Origin of the sequence: Kribbella sp. NPDC056345, assembly GCF_042262745.1 — a bacterium.
Classification (GTDB): domain Bacteria; phylum Actinomycetota; class Actinomycetes; order Propionibacteriales; family Kribbellaceae; genus Kribbella.
In genome coordinates, this window is the sequence record NZ_JBHJQQ010000006.1 from 357,352 (window position 1) to 383,707 (window position 26,356).

Annotated in this window: 24 protein-coding genes; 11 read left to right on the plus strand and 13 right to left on the minus strand. The window is 67.1% G+C overall.

Translation table 11 applies throughout. The features are described 5' to 3' along the window. The first annotated feature begins 123 nt into the window (after positions 1-123). Together ACFCV3_RS23540 and ACFCV3_RS23545 are read left to right on the plus strand one after the other, a co-directional pair. On the plus strand, positions 124-2,124 hold the full coding sequence (locus ACFCV3_RS23540) for a GTP-binding protein (protein ID WP_376033093.1): 2,001 nt from the start codon (positions 124-126) through the stop codon (positions 2,122-2,124). A 103-nt stretch (positions 2,125-2,227) separates the two neighbouring features. Beyond that, the gene (locus ACFCV3_RS23545) at positions 2,228-4,087 is read left to right on the plus strand and encodes a LamG-like jellyroll fold domain-containing protein (protein WP_376033095.1); all 1,860 of its coding nucleotides are present in this window, start codon (positions 2,228-2,230) and stop codon (positions 4,085-4,087) included. A gap of 24 nt (positions 4,088-4,111) precedes the next feature. On the opposite strand, the gene ACFCV3_RS23550 is transcribed toward ACFCV3_RS23545, so the two are convergent. From ACFCV3_RS23550 to ACFCV3_RS23560, 3 genes are read right to left on the minus strand one after another with little or no spacing between them, the layout of a single operon-like run. Next, a complete protein-coding gene (locus tag ACFCV3_RS23550; protein ID WP_376033097.1) occupies positions 4,112-4,906 on the minus strand; it encodes a putative protein N(5)-glutamine methyltransferase in 795 nt (264 codons plus the stop codon). Positions 4,907-4,925: 19 nt separating this feature from the next. Continuing rightward, positions 4,926-5,876, minus strand: coding sequence for an SDR family NAD(P)-dependent oxidoreductase (locus ACFCV3_RS23555; RefSeq protein ID WP_376033099.1), 951 nt, complete (start codon positions 5,874-5,876; stop codon positions 4,926-4,928). A gap of 16 nt (positions 5,877-5,892) precedes the next feature. After that, positions 5,893-6,774: a LysR substrate-binding domain-containing protein gene (locus ACFCV3_RS23560; protein WP_376033101.1), complete on the minus strand. Its 882-nt coding sequence runs from the start codon at positions 6,772-6,774 to the stop codon at positions 5,893-5,895. Between the two features lie 95 nt (positions 6,775-6,869). On the opposite strand from ACFCV3_RS23560, the gene ACFCV3_RS23565 reads away from it, so the two are divergent. Genes ACFCV3_RS23565 through ACFCV3_RS23600 form a run of 8 tightly spaced genes read left to right on the plus strand, consistent with a single transcriptional unit; the run spans position 6,870 to position 13,898 of the window. Beyond that, complete coding sequence (locus ACFCV3_RS23565) at positions 6,870-7,931, plus strand: hydroxyacid dehydrogenase (RefSeq protein ID WP_376033103.1); 1,062 nt, start codon at positions 6,870-6,872, stop codon at positions 7,929-7,931. Between the two features lie 10 nt (positions 7,932-7,941). After that, complete coding sequence (locus ACFCV3_RS23570) at positions 7,942-9,084, plus strand: mandelate racemase/muconate lactonizing enzyme family protein (protein ID WP_376033105.1); 1,143 nt, start codon at positions 7,942-7,944, stop codon at positions 9,082-9,084. A 27-nt stretch (positions 9,085-9,111) separates the two neighbouring features. Continuing rightward, on the plus strand, positions 9,112-10,419 hold the full coding sequence (locus ACFCV3_RS23575) for an ABC transporter substrate-binding protein (protein WP_376033107.1): 1,308 nt from the start codon (positions 9,112-9,114) through the stop codon (positions 10,417-10,419). Between the two features lie 3 nt (positions 10,420-10,422). After that, complete coding sequence (locus ACFCV3_RS23580) at positions 10,423-11,370, plus strand: carbohydrate ABC transporter permease (protein ID WP_376033109.1); 948 nt, start codon at positions 10,423-10,425, stop codon at positions 11,368-11,370. Beyond that, positions 11,360-12,187 carry a carbohydrate ABC transporter permease gene (locus tag ACFCV3_RS23585; protein ID WP_376033111.1) on the plus strand — a complete coding sequence of 276 codons (828 nt, stop codon included), beginning with the start codon at positions 11,360-11,362 and terminating at the stop codon, positions 12,185-12,187. Before ACFCV3_RS23580 ends, ACFCV3_RS23585 begins: the two co-directional genes overlap by 11 nt. Before the next feature lie 2 nt (positions 12,188-12,189). After that, the gene (locus ACFCV3_RS23590; protein ID WP_376033113.1) at positions 12,190-13,017 is read left to right on the plus strand and encodes a sugar phosphate isomerase/epimerase family protein; all 828 of its coding nucleotides are present in this window, start codon (positions 12,190-12,192) and stop codon (positions 13,015-13,017) included. A 31-nt stretch (positions 13,018-13,048) separates the two neighbouring features. Then, positions 13,049-13,504: a carboxymuconolactone decarboxylase family protein gene (locus ACFCV3_RS23595; RefSeq protein ID WP_376033115.1), complete on the plus strand. Its 456-nt coding sequence runs from the start codon at positions 13,049-13,051 to the stop codon at positions 13,502-13,504. Between the two features lie 31 nt (positions 13,505-13,535). Continuing rightward, the gene (locus tag ACFCV3_RS23600; RefSeq protein WP_376033117.1) at positions 13,536-13,898 is read left to right on the plus strand and encodes a YciI family protein; all 363 of its coding nucleotides are present in this window, start codon (positions 13,536-13,538) and stop codon (positions 13,896-13,898) included. 148 nt (positions 13,899-14,046) lie between these two features. Here the strand turns inward: ACFCV3_RS23600 and ACFCV3_RS23605 are convergent, their stop codons facing one another. The 5 genes from ACFCV3_RS23605 to ACFCV3_RS23625 all read right to left on the minus strand — a co-directional run bounded on the left by ACFCV3_RS23605 (position 14,047) and on the right by ACFCV3_RS23625 (position 18,860). Further along, entirely contained in the window at positions 14,047-14,358 is a 312-nt protein-coding gene (locus ACFCV3_RS23605; protein ID WP_376033119.1) for a hypothetical protein, read from the minus strand. Between the two features lie 236 nt (positions 14,359-14,594). Then, the gene (locus ACFCV3_RS23610; RefSeq protein WP_376033121.1) at positions 14,595-15,488 is read right to left on the minus strand and encodes a carbohydrate ABC transporter permease; all 894 of its coding nucleotides are present in this window, start codon (positions 15,486-15,488) and stop codon (positions 14,595-14,597) included. Then, entirely contained in the window at positions 15,485-16,360 is an 876-nt protein-coding gene (locus ACFCV3_RS23615; RefSeq protein ID WP_376033123.1) for a carbohydrate ABC transporter permease, read from the minus strand. The genes ACFCV3_RS23610 and ACFCV3_RS23615 overlap by 4 nt, the downstream gene beginning before the upstream one ends. 59 nt (positions 16,361-16,419) lie before the next feature. After that, positions 16,420-17,721, minus strand: a complete 1,302-nt coding sequence (locus ACFCV3_RS23620; protein WP_376033125.1) for an extracellular solute-binding protein — start codon at positions 17,719-17,721, stop codon at positions 16,420-16,422. A gap of 89 nt (positions 17,722-17,810) precedes the next feature. Further along, positions 17,811-18,860, minus strand: coding sequence for a LacI family DNA-binding transcriptional regulator (locus ACFCV3_RS23625; RefSeq protein ID WP_376033127.1), 1,050 nt, complete (start codon positions 18,858-18,860; stop codon positions 17,811-17,813). A gap of 107 nt (positions 18,861-18,967) precedes the next feature. On the opposite strand from ACFCV3_RS23625, the gene ACFCV3_RS23630 reads away from it, so the two are divergent. Then, positions 18,968-21,262 (plus strand): ATP-binding cassette domain-containing protein, encoded by a 2,295-nt coding sequence (locus ACFCV3_RS23630; RefSeq protein WP_376033129.1) that lies wholly within the window; start codon positions 18,968-18,970, stop codon positions 21,260-21,262. A gap of 120 nt (positions 21,263-21,382) precedes the next feature. Here the strand turns inward: ACFCV3_RS23630 and ACFCV3_RS23635 are convergent, their stop codons facing one another. The 5 genes from ACFCV3_RS23635 to ACFCV3_RS23655 all read right to left on the minus strand — a co-directional run bounded on the left by ACFCV3_RS23635 (position 21,383) and on the right by ACFCV3_RS23655 (position 26,240). Next, positions 21,383-22,174 carry an SGNH/GDSL hydrolase family protein gene (locus ACFCV3_RS23635; protein WP_376033130.1) on the minus strand — a complete coding sequence of 264 codons (792 nt, stop codon included), beginning with the start codon at positions 22,172-22,174 and terminating at the stop codon, positions 21,383-21,385. A 117-nt stretch (positions 22,175-22,291) separates the two neighbouring features. Further along, the gene (locus ACFCV3_RS23640; RefSeq protein WP_132408825.1) at positions 22,292-23,065 is read right to left on the minus strand and encodes an energy-coupling factor ABC transporter ATP-binding protein; all 774 of its coding nucleotides are present in this window, start codon (positions 23,063-23,065) and stop codon (positions 22,292-22,294) included. Beyond that, positions 23,062-23,820, minus strand: coding sequence for a cobalt ECF transporter T component CbiQ (cbiQ, locus tag ACFCV3_RS23645; RefSeq protein WP_376033133.1), 759 nt, complete (start codon positions 23,818-23,820; stop codon positions 23,062-23,064). The genes ACFCV3_RS23640 and cbiQ overlap by 4 nt, the downstream gene beginning before the upstream one ends. Next, positions 23,817-24,836 carry an energy-coupling factor ABC transporter permease gene (locus ACFCV3_RS23650; RefSeq protein ID WP_376033135.1) on the minus strand — a complete coding sequence of 340 codons (1,020 nt, stop codon included), beginning with the start codon at positions 24,834-24,836 and terminating at the stop codon, positions 23,817-23,819. Before ACFCV3_RS23650 ends, cbiQ begins: the two co-directional genes overlap by 4 nt. A gap of 42 nt (positions 24,837-24,878) precedes the next feature. Next, positions 24,879-26,240 carry a dihydrolipoyl dehydrogenase family protein gene (locus ACFCV3_RS23655; RefSeq protein WP_376033137.1) on the minus strand — a complete coding sequence of 454 codons (1,362 nt, stop codon included), beginning with the start codon at positions 26,238-26,240 and terminating at the stop codon, positions 24,879-24,881. Positions 26,241-26,356: the final 116 nt, after the last annotated feature.

Here is a 26,356-nt window from a genome sequence, read left to right on the forward strand (position 1 = left end):
CGATCTTCGCGGTCGTTGGTGTACTCGGGATGTTCGGAACCCTACTCAAGGAGTGCATTGTGCGAGCTCGCTTCATGTCTGTCGCGGAAGGAACCGGCAACTGCTCTGAAGACATGAGGCATCGTGAAAGTACTGAATCTCGGCATCCTGGCGCACGTCGACGCCGGTAAGACCAGCCTGACCGAGCGGCTCCTCCACGCCGCCGGAGTCATCGACGAGGTCGGTAGCGTCGACGACGGCAGTACCCAGACCGACTCGCTCGCGCTGGAGCGTCAGCGCGGGATCACGATCAAGTCGGCGGTCGTGTCGTTCACGATCGGCGACGTCGATCCGGTGACGGTCAATCTCATCGACACCCCCGGTCACCCGGATTTCATCGCCGAGGTCGAGCGGGCGTTGAGTGTGCTCGACGGCGCCGTGCTGGTGGTATCTGCCGTCGAGGGCGTGCAGGCGCAGACCCGGGTGCTGATGCGCACCCTGCAGCGACTGCGCATCCCCACCCTGATCTTCGTCAACAAGATCGACCGCTCCGGCGCTCAGTACGACGGGGTGCTCAAGGCGATCACCGACAAGCTCTCGCCGGCCGTCGTACCGATGGGATCGGTCACCCGTCTCGGCACCCGCACTGCGGAGTTCGAGGCCGCTGATCCGTACGGCGCCTTGCTCGAGGTGCTGACCGAGAACGACGACGAGCTCCTGAGAACGTTTGTCGAGAACGAGAACGCGCTCTCTCCGGATGCACTGCGGCGCGCGCTCGTCCAGCAGACCGGACAGGCGCTCGTGCATCCGGTGTTCTTCGGATCCGCGATCACAGGAACGGGCGCTCAGGCGCTGACCGACGGGATCCGTGAACTGCTCCCGCCCGCGAGAACGGGTGGGAGCGCGCTCCACGGCAAGATCTTCAAGGTCGAGCGCGGTTCAGCCGGAGAGAAGATCGCGTATGTCCGGATGTTCTCGGGCGTTCTTCGGATCCGGGACCGAGTCCGGTACGGCGGCAGCCAGGCGAAGGTCACCGGGCTGCGCGTCTTCGCCGATGGCACGGCTGTCGTTGCGGCTGCGGTTCAGGCCGGCCAGATTGCCAAGATCTGGGGACTGCCCGACGTACAGATCGGAGATCGCGTGTTCACTGGAGAGCACGTTTCTGGAGAGCGCGTTTCTGGAGAAACCGCGGCCGGCGCGTTCTTCGCACCGCCGACGCTCGAGACCGTGGTGACGCCGCAGCGACCCGGGGATCAGGGGAAGCTCCGGGAAGCGCTCTCTCAGCTGGCCGAGCAGGATCCGCTGATCAACGTGCGGCAGGACGATGTGCGTCAGGAGACCTCGGTCTCCCTGTACGGCGAGGTCCAGAAGGAGGTCATCCAGACCACGCTCGCGACCGAGTTCGGGATCGAGGTCGGGTTTCGCGAGACCACGACGATCTGCGTGGAGCGCGTGAACGGTACCGGAGCGGCGTTCGAGATCAAGAAGAAGGACGGCAACCCGTTCCTCGCGACGATCGGACTGCGGATCGAGCCGGCGCCGGTGGAGGCCGGCGTGACCTTCGAACTGGAGGTCGAACTCGGGTCGATGCCGTACGCGTTCATCAAGGCCATCGAGGAGACCGTGCGTGAAACGCTCTCCCAAGGTCTGCACGGCTGGCAGATCCCGGACGCACGAGTGTTCCTGACGCACTCCGGATACTCGGCCCGGCAGAGTCACGCACACGCCGTCTTCGACAAGAGCATGTCGAGCACCGCCGGGGACTTCCGCAACCTCACTCCCCTGGTCCTGATGACCGCACTCCAACAAGCCGGTACGTCGGTCCACGAGCCGATGCACCGCTTCCAGTTGGAGATCCCGACCGACACCACCAGCGCAGTACTGTCTGCCCTTGCCCGTCTCCGAGCGATCCCCCAGGTACCCGCACTCGCCGCCGGCACCTCAACCCTAGAAGGAGCAATTCCCGCGGCCGCCGTCTACCAACTCGAGCAGCAACTCCCCGGTCTCACCCGAGGCGAAGGCGTCCTCGAATCCACCTTCTCCCACTACCACCCAGTCGTCGGCACCCCACCCAACCGCCCCCGCACCGACCACAACCCCCTCAACCGCCGCGACTACCTCCTCCACACCCAACGCCGCATCTGATCACCGACCCGACTTCACGGGGGTACGGGTGCGGTACGGGCAGCGGGGCGTTCCTGGTCATCCCTAGTGTGCGGATTCGGCTGCGCGACTAGGGGAGGCAACGATGTACCGACGGGTTCTCATGGCGGTGATCCTGATTGCGAGCGCTGGTTTGGCGCCCGTCGCAACCAGACAAGCAGAGGCGGCGATTTCGGGCAGTACGGTTTTCGAGGGTGGAGTCGGCTACGCCTGTTACCGCATTCCCGCCATCGTGCGTACCAAGAAGGGGACGCTGCTCGCGTTCGCCGAGGGGCGCCAAGGGAACTGTCTCGACAACGGCGACCACAACCTCGTTCTGCGCCGGTCGACCGACAACGGCCGCACCTGGATCCCGGCCGTGACGCAGGCGCCTCTGCTGGTGGCCAGCGGCATCCCCGGCGGCGACAAGCATGCGCCGACCACGTGGGGCAATCCGGTCCCGATCGTGGACCAGGAGTCCGAGCGCATCGTCCTGCTGTCCAGGTACAGCCCGGAGATCAGTGACGGGGATCCGGAGACGCCAGGACCGCCGCGCCTTGCGTACCTGCAGATCAGTGAGGACGACGGACTCAATTGGTCGACGCCACGGAACCTGTCGTCGGAAGTAGGCCAGGGGATGCCCGGCCCGGGCCACGGTATCCAGCTCGCCGACGGCCCAGCGGCGACTCGTGGCCGGTTGGTCGCTCCGATGTGGTTCGGTGGGTTCCACCGCACCGCGCTCGTGTACAGCGATGACGGTGGTACGACGTGGCACCGGGGTGCCGAGTCGCCGGCCGGAGCCGATCGGATGGCCGGCGAGGCCAGTGTCGTCGAACGGGCGAACGGTCAGATCTACGTGCTGGCCAGGGACAACAAGCCGGACTACACCGACCCCGACGCCCCTCATCCGTACGACGGCCGGGACAAGGTGTACGCCGTCAGTTCGGACGGCGGCCTGACCTTCGACGCGGAGTTCAAGAAGCTCCCCAACCTCGAGTCGCCGACTGTCCAGAGCGCCGTACTGCGGCTGCGTTCGACAGCGCACGGCGACAAGTACAACCGGATCCTGCTGTCCTCGCCGTCGGTCAACGCCCGGGAGAGGATGATGATCCGCTCCTCCTTCGACGAAGGCGTCAATTACCAGAACACCTCCGCGGGCACCCTGATCTACTCCGGTCCGTCCGCCTACTCGGACCTGGTCGAGGCGAACAGCGGCCAGATCGGGCTGCTGTACGAGCGAGGTGTCACCGAGCAGAACGAATCGATCAGGTACGCCTCGTTCACCGAATCGGACCTCGGTCTGCCGGACAGTTACACCGGCGGCGTCGCCACTCCTGACCTGTCCGGCCACGCCAACACGTCCCGCATCCGCGGCGGAGCCACGGCGGTCGCGGGCCGCTTCGGCCAGGCCGTGCGGCTCGACGGGACCGACGACTACGTCCAGGTACCGTTCGCCGAGTCCATGGCCGTCAATGCCGGAGACTTCACGCTGGCGGCCTGGGTCAAGTACAGCGCGACCACTGGAAATCACCCGATCTTCTGGGCGTACAACGTGGGCGAGAACTTCTCCCAGGTCTGGCTCCGGGCGGAACCGGAAGGCAACCGCATTCGCGGGTTCATCAGTCATCAGAACACCACCGCCGTCGTCCAGACGAACAACGCCTACAACGACGGGCAATGGCATCACGTCGTCCTGAAACGGGAGGACGGCAAGCTGTCCTTGGCCGTCGATGGTGTGACGAACCCGAACGTGGCAGCCGCTCCGGCAGGCAGCGTGAGCCCGGGCCGTCCGTTCCTCGTCCACATCGGCCGGCGGCTCGACGGTGGCCAGCACTTCGCCGGCGCGCTCGACGAGGTACGGCTCTACACCCGGGCGCTGTCGAAGCCCGAGCTCGATTCCATCCGGACAAGTAACGCGGCAAACGTCCCGGACGCCGTGCTGCGGCTGCCCCTCGAGCCACAGTGATCCGAGGTCGGCGCCGGTAAACCGTTAGAGGCCGAGATAGGTGCCGTGGACAACGTTCGCACCGAGCTCCTCGTCGAGCGTGACTTCCGCGGCCAGGCCGTGCTCGACAAAGACGCCGAGCGCCAACGGCGCCTGGTGGTCACTCACCTCGACGAAGAGATGCCCACCAGGCGCCAGCCACTCGCCGGCATCCGCAACCACCCGGCGCAGCATCCGGAGTCCGTCCGGCCCGCCGTCGAGGGTGACGTGCGGTTCGTACAGCCGGGCCTCCGCCGGGAGCAGCCGGATCTCCTCGGTCGGCACGTAGGGCACGTTCGCCAGGAGTACGTCGATATGCCCGCGGAGCTGCGCGGGCAGCGCGTCGTACAGATCGCCTTGGTGGACAGTCCCCCGCGCTGGCACGAGGTTGCGTGTTGCGCACCGCACCGAAGCCGACTCGAGGTCGGCTGCATGCAGGGTCACCTGCTGTTCGGCGGCAACGGCCGCGCCCAGTGCGCCGGAGCCACAGCACAAGTCGACGACCACGGCGCCAGGCGCGGTCACCCGCAGCGCCTCCTCGACCAGGAACTCGGTACGGCGGCGTGGGATGAACACGCCGGGATCGACCGCGATCCGCAGCCCACGGAACGACGCCCACCCGACGACGTACTCCAGCGGCTCGCCGGAGACCCGGCGTTCGGTCATCGCGTCGAGGTCGGCCGCGTCGCGCGCAGTCTCGGCGATCAGCGCAGCCTCGTCCTCGGCGAAGACGCATCCGGCCGCGCGCAGGCGGCTGATGATCTCGCCGAGGTCGGCGGACGGAACCGAAGCGACAGTCACAGCACCCCTTCGACCGACCTTACCGGAATGCGTTCTCTCCGGTCAGCTCCGCCGAGATCGTCCACAACCGCGCGGCCGACTCCGGATCGACGGCGTACGGACGGACGCCCGGGCTGTCGTCGGTCGACAGCTCGGCGATCTCGCAGTCCTCGCAGAACAGGCCGCCCAGACCTTCGAGCTTCGGCGAGGTCGCTGCCCAGACCTGCGTCGCGGCGCCCTGCTCGGGCGACTTGAACCCCGGGTTCAGCGGGTTGCCGTCGGCATCGATCCAGCCGAACCCGACCATCTCCTCGCGCTCCAGGTGCCGCTGCAGCGGAGTCAGGATGCCGCCCGGGTGCAGTGCGAAGGCCCGCACCCCGGAATCCTTGCCGAGGGCATCGAGCTGTACCGCGAAGAGCGCGTTCGCCGTCTTCGCCTGCCCGTAGGCAGCCCACTTGTCGTACCCCTGCTCGAACTGCAGGTCGTCCCAACGGATGTCCGACCGCCGGTGCCCGCTCGACGACACCGAGATCACCCGCGCCCCGCCGCCGGCGGCAAGTGCCGGCCACAGCCGGTTCACCAGCGCGAAGTGCCCGAGGTGGTTGGTCGCGAACTGCGCCTCCCAGCCAGGCCCGACCCGGGTCTCCGGGGCCGCCATGATCGCCGCGTTGTCGATCATCAGGTCGATACTGCGACCGGTCGCGAGGAACCGGTCCGCGAAAGCTCGAACGCTCTCGAGATCACCCAGATCCAGCTGGTCGAGCTCGACGCCGGCGATCTCAGAGAGCGCTTCCTTGGCTGCGTCCGGGCGACGGGCCGGGACCACCACGTGCGCGCCGGCCTTCGCCAGCGCTCGGGTCGTCTCGAGGCCGAGGCCGGAATATCCACCGGTGACGACCGCGAGCTTGCCGGTCAGGTCGATGCCGGCCAGTACGTCGTCCGCGGTGCTGTCGTGGCCGAATCCCGAGCCGATTGCGTGCTGTCCAGTCATGTTTGGAGCGTACGAGTTAGAGCGCACTCGAAGTCAAGCTTGCCGTCAGCCGCTGCAAGGCCGGGTTGGGATTGTCCGGACTCCAGCAGGCATGCAACGTCACCGAATGCGCGTCGGACGCGTCCAGCTCACGGTAGCTGACACCCTCCACGCGCATCGCCATGATCGACCGCGGGATCAACGCACACCCCAGCCCGGCCCGCACCAGCGCCAGCATCGTCGGAACCTGCGACGCCAGCTGACTCACGGCGTACCGATCCATCCCGATCATCGCCGCGCAGATGTCATGCAGATACTGCGAACCCTCGGGGCTGTACCCGATGTACTCCTCGGTGACATCGGCCAGCGACACTGCCGAGTCGCCGACCGCCAGCGGATGATCCGCCGGTACGGCGAGCACGAGATCTTCGGAGTGCACGAGCACCGACGCGAACTGAGCCGGGATCGGGGGACGCACCAGCCCGATGTCGATCTCCAGCTTCGCGAGCGCCTCGAACTGATCCGGGCTGACCAGTTCGGTGAGCTCCGCGGTTACGGCCGGCGCGTGCTTCGCGACGGTGGTCAGGAAGTCCGCCAGTACGGCGTACGCGCCGATCGCCGTGAACGCGATCCGGAGCGTTCCGGTGTGCCCGTCCGCCGCCCGCCGAGCAGCCTCCGGAGCGACCTCGAGCAACGCGAGAACGCGACGGGCGTGATCGAGAAACGCGTCTCCAGCGGCAGTGAGTCTCACGCCCCGGCCGGTCCGGTCGAACAGCCGGACGCCCAGAGAGCGCTCTATCCCCTGGATCTGCCGGGTGAGCGGCGGCTGGGTCAGGTTGAGGCGCTGGGCGGCACGGCCGTAGTGCAGTTCCTCGGCCACGGCGACGAAGCCGCGCAACTGCTGGAGCGAGAGATCCATACCGGCACGGTATCGGTTCATGCGAAATCGGGCTTGGACCTGCATAACGGAAAGCGCCTACCGTCGAGCCAACGACCAACCGAGGAGCTGACCCTGTGCCTGACTCTGCGCCTGAATCCGCGACTGACTCCGGCCTGAGACTTGCCGCGCTGATCTCACCAGCACGGGCCGCGGACGTGGTGGACGCCGCGACCCGGCGCCTGCTCGACGAGCGGTTCGAGGTGGTCTGGGCCACCGAGCAGCACCTGGCCGGCGCGGATGACCCGGCCAAGCCGGCTGCACTCGACCCCGCAGCGGTACCTGATCTGGTGGCCGGTGCCGATGTCGTCCTGACGAGCTGGGGTACGCCGACGCTTGGCAAGGAACTGTGGTCGGGCGGAACCGGGCCGAAGGTGGTCGCGCACGCAGCCGGAACCGTGAAGAACCTGATCGATCCCGAGATCCTCGATCAGGGGATCGCCGTGTTCTCGGCGGGCCCGCGGATCGCATGGTCGGTCGGCGAGTACTGCCTCGCGGCGATGCTCACGCAGGGCCGGCGACTCCCCCGGTTCGACGGCGCGATCCGGTCCGGCGGCTGGAAGCAGACCGGGTTCCGCGGTCATGAGCTGGCGGGTGCGAAGGTCGGGATCATCGGGGCGAGCAGTACCGCTCGAGCGCTGATCACGTTGCTCAAGCCCTTCGGCTGCGATCTCGTCGTCTACGACCCGTACCTGAGCGCAGAACGCGCGGCCGAGCTCGGCGTGCGCACGGCTGAGATCGGTGACGCCGTAGAGAGCGCGTTCTTGAGCATCCATGTTCCGAACGTTCCCGAGACCAAGGGCATGATCACTCGCGAGCTGATCAGCCGGATCCCGGACGGCGCGGTCGTGGTCAACTCCTCCCGCGGACCCGCGATCGACCAGACCGCTCTCCTTGACCACGTTCTCGACGGCCGTCTGTACGCCGCTCTGGACGTCTATGATCCCGAGCCCCCGATCTTCGGAGAGCGCGTTCTCCAGAACGCGAATCTCCTGCTCACCCCGCACATCGCCGGCGACACCGCCGAGGGTCACCTGGCGCTCGCCGGCTACGTGCTCGGCGACGCGCTCCGGTGGCTCGACCACGGCACCCGCGGACCGAGCTTCGTCGACCCGGCCGTCTGGTCGATCGCGGCCTGAGAGGACTGCCATGTCGAAGATCAGACAGGTCGAGGTCTTTGCGGTTGCCGTGCCGTTCGCGCGGAAGTTCGTTCTCGGGAGCGGGGCGGTCGGAGCGCCGGACAGCAGGCCGGATCAGGCCGCCGCGGTGGTCTTCGTGAAGCTGACGACCGAGGACGGTGTGGTCGGTTGGGGTGAGCAGCGAGCGCTCCCCAGCTGGAGCTACGAGACCGCCGAGACGATGGCCGTCATCATCCGCCGGCATCTGACGCCGATCCTGCTCGATCTCACCCCGTTCGACATCGAACTCTTCCATCGACGCGCCGCCAAGCGACTCAGCCCAGCAGTCTCGAACGGTTTCCCGTTCGCCCGTGCCGCCGTCGACGTCGCGATGCACGACGCCGCCGGCAAGCTCGCCGGGGTTCCGGTGCACGCACTGCTCGGCGGCAAGGTGCACGACGAGATCCCGCTGTGCTCCGCGATCGGGGTTGGCGACCAGGACACGGTTCGCGATCACGCCATCCAGTCGTCGGACTACGCGGCGTACAAGGTGAAGATCGGTGGCGATCTGGATGCCGATGCCGCGGCGATCCGGACGGTCGCCGAGGTCGCCGGTGGCAAGCCGCTGTGGCTCGACGCCAACCAGTCGTACCGGCCGAGCGCCCTCAAACAACTGCTCGACCGGACTCGCGATGTCCGCACGATCCACTGTGTCGAGCAACCGGTTCCGAGCACGGACACGCTCGCGATGGCCCGGCTGCGCGGCCTGATCGACCTCCCGGTCGCGATCGACGAGGGCAGCTTCTCCGCGCAGGATCTCGCCCGGGCGATCCGCCTGGACGCGGCCGATCTGGTCGTGGTCAAGGTCTGTAAGTCCGGTGGTCTGCGGAACGCGCTCAAGACCGCCCAGATAGCGCTCTCTGGCGGACTCGAGGTTCTCGCGAGCGGGCTCACCGACTGCGGGATCGCGTTCGCCGCCGCGCTGCACATGTTCAGCCAGCTGGAGCTCGCGCTGCCCGCCGAGCTCAACGGTCCGGAGCTGCTCTCGGACCTGTATGTCGAGGGACTCACGATCACCAAGGCCGTCGCAACGGTCCCCACCGCCCCAGGCCTGGGCGTTCAGGTCGACGAGGAACGCATCCGCGCCGAAGCGATCGAACTTGCCTTCAAGTAGCACGAACGCAACACCCCGAGGAGAGCTATGCCAGCCAAGCTGTCCCGCCGCAGCTTTCTCGAACTCACCGGACTGGCCGGCCTGGGGGCGGCCGTCACCGGCTGCTCAACCGGCCCGCCCGAAGGGGCCGCGACCTGGGCCATGTGGTCGAGCAGCGCCGCGGAGAAGAAGGTCTGGGAGGACTTCAGCCAGTACGTCGAGCAACAGCTCGGCGTGAAGTCGGTCCCGACCCTCACGCCGTCCAGCGGGTACCCGACCAAGCTCGACCTGCAACTCGTCAGCGGGACCGCGAGTCTGGTCACCGCGATCAACGGCACCCTGATCCCGACGTACGCCGCCCGTGGTGCGCACCGGCCGCTGGACGATCTGATCGCGGCCGATCCGGACTTCGATCTCGACGACTTCTATCCGACCAGCCGCCGGCTCTCCAGTTTCAACGGGAAGACCTACGCGATCGGTTTCGACGTCGCCCCGACCGTCATGTACTACAACAAGACGCTGCTGCAGAAACAAGGCATCCCGCTGCCGTCCCGGACCGAGCCGATGCCGTGGGCAACCTTCAGGGAGCTGACCAAGCAACTCACCGGCAAGGACCAGTACGGCTTCACTTGTGCACCGGCGATCGACGACCTCGTGTCCTGGATCTACTGTGCCGGCGGCAACGTGATGAACGAGGCCGCGGACCGCAGCACGCTGGGTGCACCGGAGGCGCTGGAGGCGATCCAGTTCGTCATCGATCTGTTCGTACAGGACAAGGTCACGCCACCGATCAAGAACCTGGTCACCGAGAGTTCGCTGTCCAACTTCATCCAGGGCAACGTGGCCTTCATGCAGAACGGCCCGTGGCAGGTCGTCAACGTACGGAAGGCGAAGTTCGACTGGGACGTGATCCCGTTTCCGGCCGGCGCCGCCGGGAGTACGCCTCGGGTGTCAGGGTCCAGCTTCGCGATTCCATCGGGGGTGCGCGAGGGAGCCGAGCTCGACCTCGCGTGGAAGCTGCTCAAGACTCTCACCAGCACCGGCGCGCTCGACATCTACGCGAAGGCCGGCCGCAACAATCCGGCCCGGCTCAGTGCCGGCAGCGCGTTCAAGGCACCACCGGACAACCTCGGGATCGTCCAGGAGATCCTGGCCGGCAAGCTGGCCGGCGGGCACGCGTTCGACGTCACCACCAACTGGAACCAGGTCAAGCAACTGCTCGGCCAGGACCTGCCGCGGACCTTCCTCGGCCAGGTCTCGGTCGGCGACGCGATCGCCGGCCTCACTCCGCGCCTGGACATCCTGATGCGTCAGCACCAGGACACCGTCCGCCAAGCCACCGCCAGGAAGGGGTGAACGATGGCCGTCGACACCGCACCACCCGCGGCCGCAGCACCGACGACAAGCACCACCAGCTCGAGGCCGACCCCGCGCTGGCGCAATCGTGAGTCGCTGACCGCCTGGCTGTTCATCCTGCCCAGCCTGATCGGCTTCCTGATCTTCACCGCCGGGCCGGTGGTCGCAGCCGGCGTGATCTCCCTCCTCGACTGGAATTTGTTCAGCGCTCCGACCTGGGCAGGGCTGCGCAACTTCGCCCGGCTCGGTCCCGATCCGACCTTCTGGTCCGCGCTCGGCAACACGGCGTACTTCACGCTTGTCAGCGTCCCGCTGACCATCCTGGTCAGCCTCGCGCTCGCGCTCCTGCTCAACCAGGGCTTGAAGCGCGTCGCGGTCTTCCGCTCGCTGCTGCTGTTGCCGTACGCAACGATCACGGTAGCGGTCGCGTTCGTCTGGATCTGGCTCTACATCCCGCACGACGGCCTGGTGAACGCCGTGCTCGGATGGTTCGGCATCAACGGGCCGCAATGGCTGATCTCGGACAGCTGGGCGATGCCGGCGCTGATCGTGATGAGCGTCTGGAAGAGCTTCGGCTTCGGCATGGTCGTCTTCCTCGCCGGGTTGCAGGCGATCCCGCAGCAGCTCTACGAAGCGGCCCGGGTGGACGGGACGTCAACCTGGCAGAGCTTCCGCAACATCACCTTGCCGATGCTGTCACCGGCGTTGTTCTTCGTGATCGTGACGTCGATCATCGGTTCGTTCCAGGTGTTCGACCAGGCGCTGATCATGACGAACGGCGGTCCTGGCACCCGCACGACCACACTCGTCATGTACATCTACCGGACCGGCTTCGAGAACTACGACCAGGGGTACGCCGCCGCTCAGTCGCTGGTGCTGTTCGCCTTCATCGTGGTGATCACCGCGGCCCAGTTCACCATGCAGCGAAAGCTGGTGCACTATGACAACTAGCTTGATCCGCAGGAAGCTCATCGTCTTCACCTGCTTCGTCGTCACCGCGATCACGCTGGTCCCGGTCGTGATGATGGTGCTCGTCGCCTTCCAGTCCGATGCCGAGTCGATGGCCGCGAAACCGTCGTTCTGGCCGAGTAGCTGGCACCCGGAGAATCTGACCCGCGCGTTCGACCTCGTCCCGCTCGGCAAGTACCTGCTGAACACGATCTACTTCGCCGCCGGCACGACCTTGCTGGAGACCGTCACGGCCGCCCTCGCGGCGTACGCGTTCGCCCGGCTGAACTTCCCCGGCCGCAGCTGGCTGTTCGGGATCTACCTTGCCACGCTGATGATCCCGTCCCAGGTGACGCTGATCCCGCAGTTCGTGCTGGTCGCGAAGCTGCACGGCATCGACACCTGGCCGGGGATGATCCTGCCGCACGCGTTCACGGCGATCGGGGTGTTTCTGCTGCGGCAGTTCTTCCTCGGCATCCCCCGCGACTACGAGGAGGCTGCGCGGCTGGACGGCGCGAACCGGTGGCAGGCATTCGTCCGGGTGATCGTGCCGTTGGCGATCCCGGCGATTGCGACGCTGGCGGTTTTCAAGTTCATCGGTCAGTGGAACAACCTGCTCTGGCCCTTGATCATCTCCAACAGCGACGCGACCCGTACGGCGTCGGTTGGGCTGCAGGTGTTCCAGGACACCAACGGCACCCAGTGGAACCTGCTCCTGATGGCCGCCACCGTCACGACCGTGCCGCTGATCGTGCTGTTCTTCCTGACCCAGCGCTGGTTCATCCGAGGTATCACCATGAGTGGGCTGGGAGGCCGCTGACAATGACCTATCTCTGGTCCGTTTTCACCAAACCCTGGGCGGGGCTGCCCGGAGACGAGCTCGGGCGGCTGATCGCCGGTCTCGGGTTCGCCGGCGCGGAGGTCCCGGTCCGGGACACGGCGTACGTGACGACGGCGACCGCGGAAGCCGAGCTGCCGAAGTTCACCAAGCAACTGCGTGCCGAGGGCATCGAGCCGATCAGCGTGGCCTCGGACCTCACCGAGTCGGTCTTCGCAGCCTGCGCGGCGGCCGGGGTGCCGCTGATCCGGATCATGGCGCCGCTCGGTGACGACGGCTACGCGGCCTCGGTACGGCGGAATCGCGAGCAGCTCGAGGCTTCCGTCGTACTGGCCGAGCGGTACGACGTCCAGGTCGGAGTGCAGCCGCATCACGGGAGGTTCGTTTCGTCGACGCTCGGGGTGCTGCAGCTGCTGGACGGGCTTCCGGAGCGCTTCCGGCTGGTCTGGGATGCAGCTCATGACGCGCTGGCCGGTGATGATCCGGCGGTCACGATCGAGCTCGGGGCCGCGCGTCTCGGGATCGTGAATCTCAAGAACGCGATGTATCTCGAGAACGCCGATCTCGAGAACGCCGATCTCAAGAACGCGGATCCCAAGAACGGGCGCCGCTGGAGGACGCATTTCGGGCAGGCCGACGAAGGGCTGGCCGACTGGAGCGCCGTTCACGCGGCGCTGGTGCGGGCGGAATATTCCGGACCGGTCTGCCTGACCGCTCAGTATTCGGACTTGACCGTATCTGTCGAGGACCGGGTCCGAAAAGATCTGCAGACCGCTGTCACATCCTGGCGCCGGGATCCGTCGAGGGAGTGAAGACACCCCAACGGAACCAGGAGTACGACCCATGACCGCACGCATGACCAGCCCGACCGCTCTGCTTCCGGACGCCATGAAAGGCATTCAGAACATCTTCAAGGCTATTCACCAAGGCGGAGCGCCGGGCCCGGTACTGGAACTCGTCCACCTGCGGGCGAGCCAGATCAACGGCTGCTCCGCCTGCGTGTTCGGCGGAATCAAGTCGGCGCTCAAGAACGGCGAGACCGACGAGCGGCTGCACCAGGTCGCTGCCTGGCGCGAGTCCGACCTGTTCACCGACGCCGAGCGTTCCGCACTCGCGCTCACCGAGGAAGCGACCCGGATCGCGGATCGCGGCGAGGCAGTGTCGGACGCGACCTGGGCGGCCGCCGCCCAGCACTTCGACGAGACGCAGCTGGCCGCGATCATCTTGATGATCAGCCTCACCAACCTGTTCAACCGGCTGAACGCCGTCACCAAGGCACCAGCCGGCGCCACCTGGTGACCGCGGCCTGGTGACTCAGTAGCTTGGCGGCATGAAATACATGCTGCTGATCTACGGGAACAACCAGGCCTGGGAGGCGATGCGCGCCGAGGGGATGGACGAGGTGTACGACGCCCATCGCGCTCTGGTGGCCGAGATGCGGGCGGCCGGTGAGTTCATCGCCGCCGACGGACTCACGACCGCCGGAGCGCGCGTCGTGCGGCTGCAGGACGGCGTACCGGCGGTGACCGACGGCCCGTTCACCGAGGCCAAGGAGCTGCTGGCCGGCTACTACCTGATCGAGTGTTCGCTCGAGCGCGCGACCGAGCTTGCCGCGCGCCTTCCGGAGGCGCGTTTCTCCCCCGTGGAGATCCGCGCGCTGATGACGGCGATACCTGACCGATCAGCCGATTGATCCGCCATCAATCGGCACTGACGGGTCAGAACGTGTTGCAGGGCAGACCTTTGAGCCCTCGGCAGGGACTTGCCGGCCTCAGCTCGGCGTTGGGACCTGAGACCGGCGAGTCACTGATTCAGCCCAGTGGTCTGGACCGTGGATGTGTTCAGTCCGGTACGGCCGACACGAGTTCGACCCCACCTGATTGCGATTGATCGCCCATCCCGCGGCCGCCCCGGACGAACACAGTGGCGCCTCGCTCCGGCGCCGTGGCGCCCTTGCCGAGACGCAGCGTGGCGGTCACACCGTTGCTCAGTCTGAGCACTGCCACGCGTCGCGGATGCGCCGACGGGATCGACGAGTTCACCTCGTGGATGCCGGTGCAGACCGCTGGTTGGATCGAAGCCCGTCCGAGACCTCCGTTGCCGTGACTCCTCACATCACGGCACTGCTCGGCGAGCCTTGTCATCGCTGACACGCGTCCCCCTTCTTGTCGTTACAACCCCCGAGTGACAGATGGCGCGCCTGCACGTTTCCATGCAGCCGCACACTCCCCCGTCCTGTCCGCACCCGGAAACGACGCGGAAGTGATCCGTGAAGCCTTGCTGAGAGTGACGAGGTTTTCAAGGGATGAGTTCAGGAATCCCGGGTTCCGGAACTGTTGTCCAGTTTTCGTACAAACGTTGTCCTGTCACGCAAACCTTGGACAACTCCTTACTGGCCACCGAATCCGGTGGTGGCGATGCCCTTGATGATCTGGCGCTGGAAGAACAGGAACACCACCACGAGCGGGAGTGCGGCCAGAATTGCCGAGGCCATGTTCTGTGCATACTGCAGGCCATAGGCGCTTTTCACTGTCTGCAGCCCGACCGGCAACGTCATCAGGTCCGCGTCGGTGGTCACGATGAACGGCCAGAGGAAGTTGTTCCAGGCACCGATGAACACGAAGATCGCGACCGCGGCCAGGATCGGACGTGACAAGGGCAACACGATCGACCAGAACACCCGCAACCGGTTCGCGCCGTCGACCCGGGCCGCGTCCTCCAGCTCCACCGGGATCTGGTCGAAGAAACGCTTGAGGATCAGCACCATCGCGGGCGCGAACGCCTGCGGCAGGATGATGCCCCAGTAGGTGTCGACGAGGTTGAAGGTCAGCATCTGCCGGAACAGCGGCACGATCAGCAACTGCGGCGGAATGATGATCGCCGCAATGATCGCGGCGTACAGCCATCTCCTGCCACGGAAGGAGATCCGCGAGAACGCGTAGCCGGCCAGCGCCGAGGTGGCGACCGTGATCAGCGTGATTGCAACGGAGGTCAGCAGACTGTTCCACGCCCAGGCCGGGATGTCGCCGGCCGACAGCACCTTGCGGTAGGCATCGAAGCCCAACCCGTCCGGCGGATTCAGACTGATCGACGAGGCACCGGCGTCCGCCTCACTCTTCAGTGACGTCAGCACAGCCCAAGCGAACGGCACCAGCCAGGTGGCGGCCAGGAACGCCAGCACCAGCAGGGCAGCCATCCGTGCGATGCTCCACGGGTTCTCGCCCGGCTTATGTCCTTGCTTGATCCTGCTGTTGATTCCACGCGACAACGTGTAGGAACTCATGCGGCGCTCCTGCGATTGATCAGTTTGTACTGCGCCAGCGACACCAGCACGATGATCGCGAAGAACAGGTACGAGATGGCTGACGAGTAACCGAAGCGGTAGCCGGTGAAGCCGGACTCGTAGATGTACTGCACGACCGAGCGGGTCGATCCGGCCGGACCACCGTTGGTCAGCATGTAGATCTGGTCGAAGACCTTGAGCGACGCGAGGATCTGCAGCGTCAGGATCAGGGCTGTCGTCGGCGCGAGTTGCGGGATCACGATCGAGAACAGCTGCCGCCATTTGCCGGCGCCGTCGATCGCGGCCGCCTCGAACTGCTGCTCGGGAATATTCTGCAGCGCGGCCAGGTAGAGCAGGAAGTTGAAGCCGATGGTCCACCACAACGTGGTGACCACGACCGAGATCATCGCAACTTTCGGATCCTGCAACCACGCCACCGGCGCGATCCCGAACTCGGCCAGCACACCGTTGATCAGGCCCAGCTTCGGGTTGTACATCCAGGACCAGAACATCACCACCACGGTCGAGGCGAGCAGGTACGGCAGGAAGAACGACAACCGCCACAGCCAGCGCCCAGGCAGCCCCAGGTTCACCAGCAACGCGAACGCCAGCGACAACACGACCAACGGGACCGTGCTCAGCACCGTGAACCACAAGGTGTTGCCGAGCGACCGCCACATGTCGGGGTCGGCCAGTGCCTCGGCGTAGTTCGCGAACCCAAGCAGGTTGCCACCTGATCCGGTCAGCGTCTCGCCGGTGAAGCTGAGGTAGAGCCCGTAGATCGCGGGCACCACGAGAAACAGCGCGAACAGTACGGCGAACGGTGCCGCGAACGCCCAGCCGGTGAGGCTCTCGCCCCGTCGGTTCGACATCGTCCCCTCCCCTCTCAGAACAGGCTCAGTCACAGCAGGCTCAGTCACTGCAGCCCCGCTCACAGCGGCTGCGGGCGGTCGAGCAGCACGTTCAGCCGCTTCACGAATCCCGAGAAACCGCTCTCTGGAGAACCGTTCCCGAGATACACGTTCTGGACGTTCTCCGCGAAGTACCGGTGGAAGTCACTCCCGGCACCCCCGAACCACGCATCCGGGTCGTAGTTCACGTAGCCCGGGATGTCCGCGTAGTTCGACTGCGGCTTGAGCGCCTGGTACTCCGAGCTCGTCACCACCGGCTGGTACGCCGGGATGTGGCCGGCGCCGGCCCATTTCACCGACCGCTTGAGGATCTCGGCGACCAGTTGGTAGGTGTGCCGCCGTCGTTCCGGATCGGCCTTCGACTGCCGCGGCAGCACGAACGTGTGCGAGTCCGCGTACGCCGCATCGGTCCCGAACAACGTTGGAATGGGGCGCGCGTCGAACTGCAGTTTCGATTCCTTGAGCGTCGGCAGCTCCCAGACACCGCCGAAGAGCATCCCGCTCTCACCGTGCAGGAACTCACTGGTCGCCGTACCGCCGTCACCGGCTTTGGTGGCGATCGTGTCGTCCAGGAGGGACTGCACGAACGTCAGCGCTTTCGCCGCAGCCGCCTCGTCCACCTGGGCCTTCTGCCCCGGGACGAGCTTCATCTCGGCGTTCTGCTGCCGGTAGAACGTGTAGAACAGCCGCCACATCTGCGATCCGTCGCCGAGGTACCCGTAGGACAGACCGTGCTTGCCGGTCACCTTCTGCAGCTTCCGTGCGGCCTCGGTGAACTCCTCCGGGGACTTCATCGTCTGCAGTGCGTCGGTGACACCGGCCTTCTCGGCGTGCTCGGTGTTGTAGTAGAGGACGAACGGGTGGGTGTCGAGCGCGATCGAGTACAGCTTCCCGTCGTACAGGCCCTTCTGCCAGACCAGCGGCGGGAAGTCGCTTTCGCGCAGCCCCACCTCCGCCAGCAGGTCGAGGTCCCACGGCTCGAGCAGCCCGCCGGGCGCGTAGCCGGCGATCCGCGACGCGTGCATGATCGCGAGATCCGGGGCCCGGCCACCGGCCGAGGCCATCGCGAGTTTCGTGTAGTACGGCGGGCCCCAGGCCAGCACGGTCTGGGTCGCACTGAAGCCGAGGTTCTCGCCGTTGACGGCGTCCACCAGGCCGGCCATCACGATCCCGTCTCCGCCGGTCATCAGGTGCCAGTAGCTGAGATCGGCGGCCGACCGGGACGCTCCGGGTGAGCATCCCAGCAGCAGACCGCCACCGGCGATCGCTGCCGTCGTTCCGAGCAACCGGCGCCGGGAGAAATGCTGGTCCAACGCACTCATTCAGGTCTCCTTCGCAGGGGCTCCTGGATGATTACATCGTTGGAATCCGTTGACAAGTGTTTGTGTTTGTTTTTGCCGATACGTGTTGATCAGCGCGTGGTGCTGACCCGCTCGATCACCCGGTGCGGAACGATCACCCGGCGTGGCGCCGCGTTCTTGTCGGCCATCCGCTCCTCGAGCAGCTCGAGCGCCGCGCTGACGAACGCGCGCCGGTCGAAGTCGACCGTGGTCAGCGGCGGGATCATGAACTGGCTCTCGAGGATGTTGTCGAACCCGGCGACCAGCGTCTGATCCGGTACGGCGACGCCGGCGTTCCACAGCGCGGAGAGCGCACCCGAGGCGAGGGTGTCGGTGAAGCAGAAGAAGGCGTCGGGCAGTTCGCGCTCGGCCAGGTACTTCCCCACCACCGTGGCCGCGCCCTCGGGCCGCCAGCGGTCCAGCCCGATCTCGAGAGCGGGGTCGTTCGGGATGCCGGCCTCTTCGAGCGCCTGGCGATAGCCCGCGGTCCGCAGCCGGGAGGCCGCCGTACCGGGTGCTTCCGCGACGCTGCCCAGGACGCCGGCGCCACTCGAACCACGCGGGATCTCCGGCGTACCGACCGCGACGATCCGGCGGCAGCCGCGAGCGATCAGGTGCCGGGTCATGTCGCGGGCCGCGGCGACGTTGTCGATCGCCACCTGGCTGACCAGGTCCTGGTCGACGTCACCGATCAGGACGAGTGGCGGCAGTGGTCCGGCGGACAGGACGGCGCTGTCGTCGAGGTTGACCGGGTTGAGGATCAGGCCGTCGACCAGGTACGCGCGGGCCTTCGACAGCAGCTCGAACTCACGCCGGGGCTCGGACGCGGTCTGCTCGATCTGCACACCCCAGCCGCGCTCGTGGGCGAGCTCGACGACCAGGTGCACGATCTCGGCCGAGTACGGCCGGAGCAGGTCCGGGAGGGCGAGGGCGATCATGCCGGTCCGGCCGTTGCGCAGGCCGCGGGCGCTCATGTTCGGCACGTAGTCGAGCTCGCTCAGCGCCTGCTCGACCCGGGCCCGGGTCTCCGGCCGGACGAAGACCACACCGTTGATGACATTGGAGACCGTCTTCGGGGACACCCCGGCCAGTTTCGCGACGTCTTTCACGGTGGCTCGCATGCCGGACATTCTCACATCCTTCACGTCGTGTCGAAACTTTCCCGCCCGGCCGAGCGATGACTTCGCGCAGAAAGTCTTCATGGACGGTTCAATGGGAGGATTGAAGGATGCCTGCTACCGATTCGACCGCTCCGACCGGTCACCCGGCCGCTGACAGCCACGACCTGATCGAGGTCCGCGGGGCCCGCGAGAACAACCTCGCCGGCGTCTCGCTCGACATCCCCAAACGCCGTCTGACCGTGTTCACCGGAGTCTCCGGGTCCGGGAAGTCGTCGCTCGTCTTCGACACCATCGCCGCCGAGTCCCAGCGACTCATCAACGAGACCTACACCGCGTTCGTCCAGAATTTCATGCCCAGCCTGGCCCGGCCGGACGTGGACGCCCTGCGGAACCTGTCCGCAGCCATTGTCGTCGACCAGGAACGGATCGGCGCCAACTCCCGGTCCACGGTCGGCACGGCCACCGATGCGCACACCATGCTGCGGGTGCTGTTCAGTCGCGCCGGTACGCCGTACGTCGGACCGCCCTCGGCCTTCAGCTTCAACCGGGCCGAGGGGATGTGCCCGGCCTGTGAGGGTCTCGGCCGGACCACCGAGCTGGTCATCGACGAACTCGTCGACACCAGCCTCAGTTTGAAGGAAGGCGCGATCAAGGCGCCTGGGTACGGTCCCGAGACCTGGTGGTACCAGCTGTTCTCCCAGTCCGGTCTGTTCGATCCGGACCTGCCGCTGCGCGACTATCCGGCCGAGACCTGGCAGCAGTTCCTCTGGCAGGAGCCGATGAAGGTCAAGATCGGCAAGAGCAACCTCACCTTCGAGGGGCTCGCGGCCAAGATCAAGCGCCAGTACGTCGGTAAGGACCTGGACGCGTTGCAGGCTCCGGCTCGTGCGTTCGGCGAGCGCGCGGTGCGGCAGGAGACCTGCTCGTCCTGCGGTGGCGCGCGGCTCAACGAGGCGGCCCGTTCGGTCACGATCAACGGCCGCACGATCGGCGACTGCTCGTCGATGCAGATCAGCGATCTGGCCAAGTTCGTGGCCGGGGTCGAGCACCCCGGCGTCGGCCCGATGCTCGACGGGCTGCGGCAGACCCTCGACTCGATGGTCACCATCGGGCTGGGCTACCTCAGCCTCGATCGCGAATCGGGCACGCTGTCGGGTGGTGAGGCGCAACGGGTGAAGCTGGTCCGGCACCTCGGTTCCAGCCTGAGCGATGTCACGTACGTCTTCGACGAGCCGACGGTCGGCCTGCACCCGCACGACATCCAGCGGATGAACGACCTGCTGATCCAGCTGCGCGACAAGGGCAACACCGTGCTGGTCGTCGAGCACAAGCCGGAGACGATCCGGATCGCCGACCACGTCGTCGACCTCGGTCCGGGGGCCGGTCTGTCCGGCGGGCGGCTTTGTTACGCCGGTGACCTGGACGGGTTGAAGCGGTCCGGCACGTTGACCGGTCGCTATCTGGATCACCGGGTCGCCGTACGGGACGACGTACGGCGTCCGACCGGGAAGCTCGTGATCGAGCACGCGAACCTGCACAACCTGCGTGACGTCAGCGTCGACATCCCGTTGGGCGTGCTGACCGTGGTCACCGGGGTGGCCGGGTCCGGCAAGAGCTCGCTGATCCACGGCTCGCTGGCCGGTAGGCCGGGGGTGATCGTGGCCGGGCAGGAGCCGATCCGCGGTTCGAAGCGCAGCAACCCGGCGACGTACACGGGACTGCTGGACCCGATCCGGGCCGAGTTCGCGAAGGCGAACGGCGTGAAGCCGGGGCTGTTCAGCGCGAACTCGGTCGGTGCCTGCCCGTCGTGCAAGGGCATCGGGCTGGTCTACACCGATCTCGCGATGATGGCCGAGGTCGCGTCGGTCTGCGAAGTGTGTAACGGCGCCCGGTTCACGGCCGAGGTGCTCGCGTACACGCTGCGGGAGAAGAACATCAGCGAGGTCCTGCGGATGACTGTGACCGAGGCCCGCGAGTTCTTCGTCAAGGGTCCGGCCCGGATGATCCTGGATCGGTTGTCAGCGGTCGGTCTGGGCTACATCGGGCTCGGGCAGCCGCTGACCACGCTGTCGGGTGGTGAACGGCAGCGGCTGAAGCTGGCGATCAACATGGGCAGGAGCGGTTCGATCTACATCCTCGACGAGCCGACGACCGGGCTGCACCTGGCCGATGTCGATGCTCTGCTGACGATGCTCGACAAGCTGGTCGACGACGGCAACACCGTGATCGTCATCGAGCACCACCAGGCCGTGATGGCCCACGCGGACTGGCTGATCGACATCGGCCCCGGCGCCGGGCACGACGGCGGCCAGGTCGTCTTCACCGGTACGCCGGCCGACCTGGTCGAGTCCAGCCCGACCCTGACCGCCGAACACCTCCGCGACTACGTCGCCACCGAGTAGCCCGCCCGCCACTCGGGCAACACGAAGGGATATCCGTCCGTGTTGCCCGTTATGGGGCCTTTGCAAGGGCAGAGAAGGGGCAACACCGGCGGATATCAGTTGGTGTTGCCCCGAGCCGGATCAGGGCTTCTTCAGGGCGGGGGCTACCAGGTTGGCGTAGGCGGCTTGGCCGGCGACGTTCGGGTGGTAGGACTCGCTGACGGGGTTGGAGAGGCCGTTGATCCATTCGGGGTTACCGCAGACGGCGTGGCCGACGAAGGCGGAGGTCGGGTTGACGAAGGAGAATCCGGCTGCGTTTGCGGCGGCCTCGATCTTGTCGTTGAGCATGTTGGCGGTCGTGTTCAGCCGGGTCATCTCGGCGGGGCTGAAGAACGTGCCGGCGTTGCAGTCGGTGCCGTTGAACAGTCGCGGGTAGCCGACGACGATCACCTTGGCCGAGGCCGCGCGGCTCCGGATCGAGCTGTACAGACCGCTCAGCCGGCCGGGGATCGTGTTGTTGATGGTGGCCTGGGCGTTGTTGATCGCGGTGTCGCAGTTGCCGAGCCAGGCGGGCTTGGCGCATTCGGTGATCACCGAGGAGAAGCCGGCGTCGTTCCCGCCGACCTGGACCGTGATCCGGTTGGCGGCGCTGGTGACCGCGCTCAGCTGGTTGTTCGTGACGTCGGCGACGCGGGCGCCGGAGCAGGCGACGAAGGTCAGGTTCGCGCCGAGCCGGGCGGCGTCGAGGTACGGATAGGCCTTGGTCGAGCGCTGGCACGAGCCGCTGCTGGAGATGTAGGTACGGGTGCCGACTCCGGAGGCGTAGGAGTCACCGAGGGCGACGTAGTTCACCGCGGCGTGGGCGACACCAGGGCTGAGGAGGACCGCGGCGCCGAGGGCCGCGGCGGACAGCAGACTGACGATGGACTTCATGGGCGGACCGCCTTGGGTGCGAGGGGTGGCGACTGAAGTACTCAAAGTCACGATGGCCGACTCGCGGGTAACAGACAAGGTCTTGGTAAGAAACTGGCCGCGTATTTCTAGAGTCGGTCAGCGGCCTTCGGGGCCGGGGACCGAGAGCGGGTCGAACCCGTACGGCAGTTCCAGCCGGTGCGCGCTCATCAGCTCCGCGTCGCCCAGCAGATCCCGGGTCCGGCCGTCCGCGACGATCCGGCCGCCGTCCATCAGCAGGCTCCGCTCGCACAGCTGCAGCGCATACGGGAGATCGTGGGTGATCATCAGCAGGGTCACGTCGAGACCGGTCAGGATGTCGGCGAGCTCACGCCGGCTGGCCGGGTCGAGGTTGCTCGACGGCTCGTCCAGTACGAGCACTTCGGGCCGCATCGCGAGCACGGTCGCGACGGCTACCCGGCGGCGCTGGCCGTAGGACAGGTGGTGCGGCGCGAGGTCGGCGTGGTCCTGCATGCCGACCTGGACCAGCGCTTCGCGCACCCGGTCATCCAGCTCGGCGCCGCGCAGGCCGAGGTTCGCCGGTCCGAAGGCGACGTCGTCGCGCACGGTCGGCATGAACAGCTGGTCGTCCGGGTCCTGGAAGACCAGGCCGACCTTCCGCCGGATGACGCGGAGGTGATCGCGGTGCAGACCGGTTCCGCCGATCTCGATCCGCCCACTGCCGGAACCGCCCGCGACCGAGCCGAGGATCCCGTTCAGGTGCAGGACGAGCGTGGTCTTGCCGGCGCCGTTCGGGCCGAGCAGAGCCACGCGCTCACCACGCTCGACGGTGAAGTCGACGCCGTACAGGGCCTGCCGCCCGTCGGGGTAGGCGAAGACGAGACGCTCGACATGAATCGCGGGACCGCTCACAAGCCGACAACCCTAGCGGTCACCGCGACGGCGACAGCAGCCAGGGAGATCGTCAGCCCCTGCATCCACTGGGCCCGGGTCGCCCCGACCTCGCCGAGCAGTGGCATCCGGCCGGTGTAGCCGCGCGACTGCATCGCGAGGTGCACCCGCTCACCACGCTCGAAGCTGCGGACGAACAGTGCCCCCACTCCCCCGGCGATCGCCTTTAGATGCCCGGCTCGGCCGCCGGCGTACCCACGGGATTCGCGGGCGATCCGCATTCGGTGCAGATCGTCGGAGACGACGCTCAGGTAGCGGACCATGAACGACAGGATGGCTACGAGGGTCGACGGCAATCGCAGGCGTTCGAGACCGGCGAGCAGTTCGCGCGGGCCGGTCGTGGCCGACAGCAGGATCGCCGCGATCACGCCGAGGGTGCCCTTCGCGAGGACGTTCCACGCGCCGAGTACGCCGGACTGCGACAGCTGCAGGCCGAGTACGTCGACCGTCGGTCCCGTCGCCACGAACGGGAGCAGCAACGCGAACACGATGAACGGCGTCTCCACCGCGAGCCGCCGGGAGACCACGGGCACCGGGAGCTTCGCCACGACGAGCGCTGCGACGAGGAAAGCGGCGTACAGGCCGAAGGCCCAGAAGTTGGCCGCCGGGGTGGAGACGACGGCCAGGACGAAGACGAACAGTGCGACGATCTTGACCTGCGCCGGGATCCGGTGGACTTTGCTGTCGACCGCGACGAGCAGGCCGTCTCCGCTCACGACGCCTTGTTCGTGCGCAACGAGGCGAGCTTGGCGATGGCCAGGCCGACGGCGATCGTGACCAGTACGCCGATGATGCCGGCGAGCGCACCGGAGACCTGGGCGTTGCCGATCCCGCTCACGCCGTAGTCGGCCAGTGGGCTGCCCGCGACCGCGGAGTCCTTGGCCGCGCTCTCGAAGCCGAGCTTGGCGCCGACGAACTCGAGGCCGTCGGGATGGGCGCTGGCCAGCAGACTGACGCCACCGGCAACGACGAGTGTGATGGCGACTCCGATCCCGAGCGAGCGTCCGGCGGGCTTCGCCGCGATGGGCTTGTCCGGGGAGACCGTGGAAGTGTTGCCGTCGGCATCGACCAGGATCAGGTCCGGCTGGAGGTGGCGAGCGGCGTACACGAGGTCGGGCCGGGTCGCGACGACCGCGCCGAGGACGGCGGCCGTGATGACCGCCTCGCCGATACCGACGAGGATGTGCCAGCCGACCATCGCGGTGGCGAGCTTGCCGAGCGGGATGTCGACCGCGCCGCCGATCGCGTACAGCCCGGTGAACGCCAGCGCCGCGACCGGCACGGAGACGAGCGCACCGACGGTCGCGGCCGGTACGACGCTGCCCGTCCGGCGCGGGAGCACCTGGAGCAGGGCCCGGGTGATGAAGTACCCGACGAGGACCGTGATCAGGCCCATCAGCGTGATGTTCGTACCGAGCGCGGTCAGGCCACCGTCGGCGAACAGCAGTCCCTGCACGAGCAGCACCGTCGACATCACCAGTACGGCGGTCCACGGGCCGACGAGCGCGGCGGCCAGCGCACCACCGAGCAGGTGACCGCTGGTGCCGGCACCGACCGGGAAGTTCACCATCTGCACCGCGAAGACGAAGGCGGCGGTCAGCCCGGCCAGCGCGGGACCGGTCTCCCGGATCTCGCGGTTGGCACGCTGCAGACTGAAGCCGACGGCACCGGCCGCGATCAGGCCGGTGGCGATGGACGTCGGGGCGTCGAAGAACCCATCAGGAACATGCACGCGGACATTCTTCGTCCTTTTGCGATCGAATCGCAACAGGGGTCAGGACAGATCCTTGAGGGCATCACCGATCGCGCGGTGGAAGGTCGGGTATGCGTAGATGACCTGTTGCAGAGAGTGCACAGGTACGGCGGCGTGCACAGCGATCGCGAGCGCGCTGAGCACCTCGCCACCCGTCGGTCCGGCGCTGGTGGCACCGACCAGTACGCCGCGGTCCGTGTCGACGACGAGTTTGATGAAGCCCTCGTTACCGGCCTTGTGGATCCAGCCGCGCGACGACGACGGGATCTGCGTCAGCCCGGTCGCGACGTTCAGGCCGTGCTCGCGGGCCTGCTTCTCGGTCAGCCCGACCGCGCCGATCTCCGGATCGGTGAAGGTGACCCGCGGCATCGCGTGGTAGCGCGCCAACGGAGCGTCCTGGGTGCCGAGGATGTCGTGGACGGCGATGTTCGCCTGGTACATCGCGGTGTGGGTGAACGCGCCGACCCCGGTCACGTCGCCGACCGCCCAGACACCGTCGGCGGCCCGGACGTGCTCGTCCACCTCGATCTTGCGGGCGTCCGCGTCGATCCCGGCCTGGTCGAGACCGAGGCCCTTGATGTCGACGCGACGACCGGTTGCCACCAGCAACTTCTCGCCGGTGACCGTGCGGCCGTCGTCCAAGGTGATCGTGAACTCGTTGCCGTCGTGCGAAACCTTCGACGCGTGCACGCCGGTGTTGATGGTCACACCGTCGCGCTCGAGTGCTTCGCGAGCGAGGTCACCGGACTCGGGCTCCTCCATCGACAGGATCCGCTCGGCGCCTTCGACCACGGTCACCGCGACGCCGAAGCGGGCGAAGACCTGGGTGAGCTCGACACCGATCGCGCCACCGCCGAGCACGACCAGCGAGGCCGGCAGCGTCTCGGCCCGGATCGCGTCCTGGTTCGTCCAGAACGGCGTACCGGCGAGGCCGTCGATCGGCGGCACCAGCGGAACCGTGCCGGTCGCGACGATGATGCCCTTCGAAGCCTCGAACTCCCGGTCGCCTGCCGTCACCGAGCCCGGCCCGGTGATCGTGGCGCGTTCGCGGACGAACGTGACGCCCTTCTTCACCAGGCGGTCGACCGCGACCTGGTCGTTCCAGTTGTCGGTCGCCTCGTCACGGATCCGCTGCGCCACGGGCGCCCAGTCCGGCTGGACGGACGCCGTACCGGCCATGCCGTCGACGCGTCGGGTCTCGGCGATCAGGTTGGCGGCGCGGATCATCATCTTGCTCGGGATGCACCCGTAGTACGGGCACTCGCCGCCGACGAGCCGGGCCTCGATGCCCACCACGTTCAGCCCCGCCTCGGCCAGCCGCCCGGCGGCCTCCTCGCCACCGACACCCAGCCCGATCACGACCACGTCAACCTGTTCAGCCATGCCGCCAATCTCTCAGACGCCCGGGCGCCGACCAAGCCCTACCCCGGCGCGTCATCATGCGGTAAGCGTGCGTTCACCGCGGGCCAGTAGCGTCCTGCCTTCGCTGAAGTGGGGGC

What these genes read in the sequence shown, in the direction of transcription:
- ACFCV3_RS23590 (WP_376033113.1), top strand. Translation starts at nt 12,190, where the DNA reads ATGACCTATCTCTGGTCCGTTTTCACCAAACCCTGGGCGGGGCTGCCC.
- ACFCV3_RS23625 (WP_376033127.1), bottom strand. Translation starts at nt 18,860, where the DNA reads ATGCGAGCCACCGTGAAAGACGTCGCGAAACTGGCCGGGGTGTCCCCG.
- ACFCV3_RS23595 (WP_376033115.1), top strand. Translation starts at nt 13,049, where the DNA reads ATGACCGCACGCATGACCAGCCCGACCGCTCTGCTTCCGGACGCCATG.
- ACFCV3_RS23585 (WP_376033111.1), top strand. Translation starts at nt 11,360, where the DNA reads ATGACAACTAGCTTGATCCGCAGGAAGCTCATCGTCTTCACCTGCTTC.
- ACFCV3_RS23560 (WP_376033101.1), bottom strand. Translation starts at nt 6,774, where the DNA reads ATGGATCTCTCGCTCCAGCAGTTGCGCGGCTTCGTCGCCGTGGCCGAG.
- ACFCV3_RS23610 (WP_376033121.1), bottom strand. Translation starts at nt 15,488, where the DNA reads ATGAGTTCCTACACGTTGTCGCGTGGAATCAACAGCAGGATCAAGCAA.
- ACFCV3_RS23575 (WP_376033107.1), top strand. Translation starts at nt 9,112, where the DNA reads ATGCCAGCCAAGCTGTCCCGCCGCAGCTTTCTCGAACTCACCGGACTG.
- ACFCV3_RS23580 (WP_376033109.1), top strand. Translation starts at nt 10,423, where the DNA reads ATGGCCGTCGACACCGCACCACCCGCGGCCGCAGCACCGACGACAAGC.
- ACFCV3_RS23545 (WP_376033095.1), top strand. Translation starts at nt 2,228, where the DNA reads ATGTACCGACGGGTTCTCATGGCGGTGATCCTGATTGCGAGCGCTGGT.
- ACFCV3_RS23620 (WP_376033125.1), bottom strand. Translation starts at nt 17,721, where the DNA reads ATGAGTGCGTTGGACCAGCATTTCTCCCGGCGCCGGTTGCTCGGAACG.
- ACFCV3_RS23655 (WP_376033137.1), bottom strand. Translation starts at nt 26,240, where the DNA reads ATGGCTGAACAGGTTGACGTGGTCGTGATCGGGCTGGGTGTCGGTGGC.
- ACFCV3_RS23600 (WP_376033117.1), top strand. Translation starts at nt 13,536, where the DNA reads ATGAAATACATGCTGCTGATCTACGGGAACAACCAGGCCTGGGAGGCG.
- ACFCV3_RS23555 (WP_376033099.1), bottom strand. Translation starts at nt 5,876, where the DNA reads ATGACTGGACAGCACGCAATCGGCTCGGGATTCGGCCACGACAGCACC.
- ACFCV3_RS23630 (WP_376033129.1), top strand. Translation starts at nt 18,968, where the DNA reads ATGCCTGCTACCGATTCGACCGCTCCGACCGGTCACCCGGCCGCTGAC.
- ACFCV3_RS23570 (WP_376033105.1), top strand. Translation starts at nt 7,942, where the DNA reads ATGTCGAAGATCAGACAGGTCGAGGTCTTTGCGGTTGCCGTGCCGTTC.
- ACFCV3_RS23615 (WP_376033123.1), bottom strand. Translation starts at nt 16,360, where the DNA reads ATGTCGAACCGACGGGGCGAGAGCCTCACCGGCTGGGCGTTCGCGGCA.
- ACFCV3_RS23635 (WP_376033130.1), bottom strand. Translation starts at nt 22,174, where the DNA reads ATGAAGTCCATCGTCAGTCTGCTGTCCGCCGCGGCCCTCGGCGCCGCG.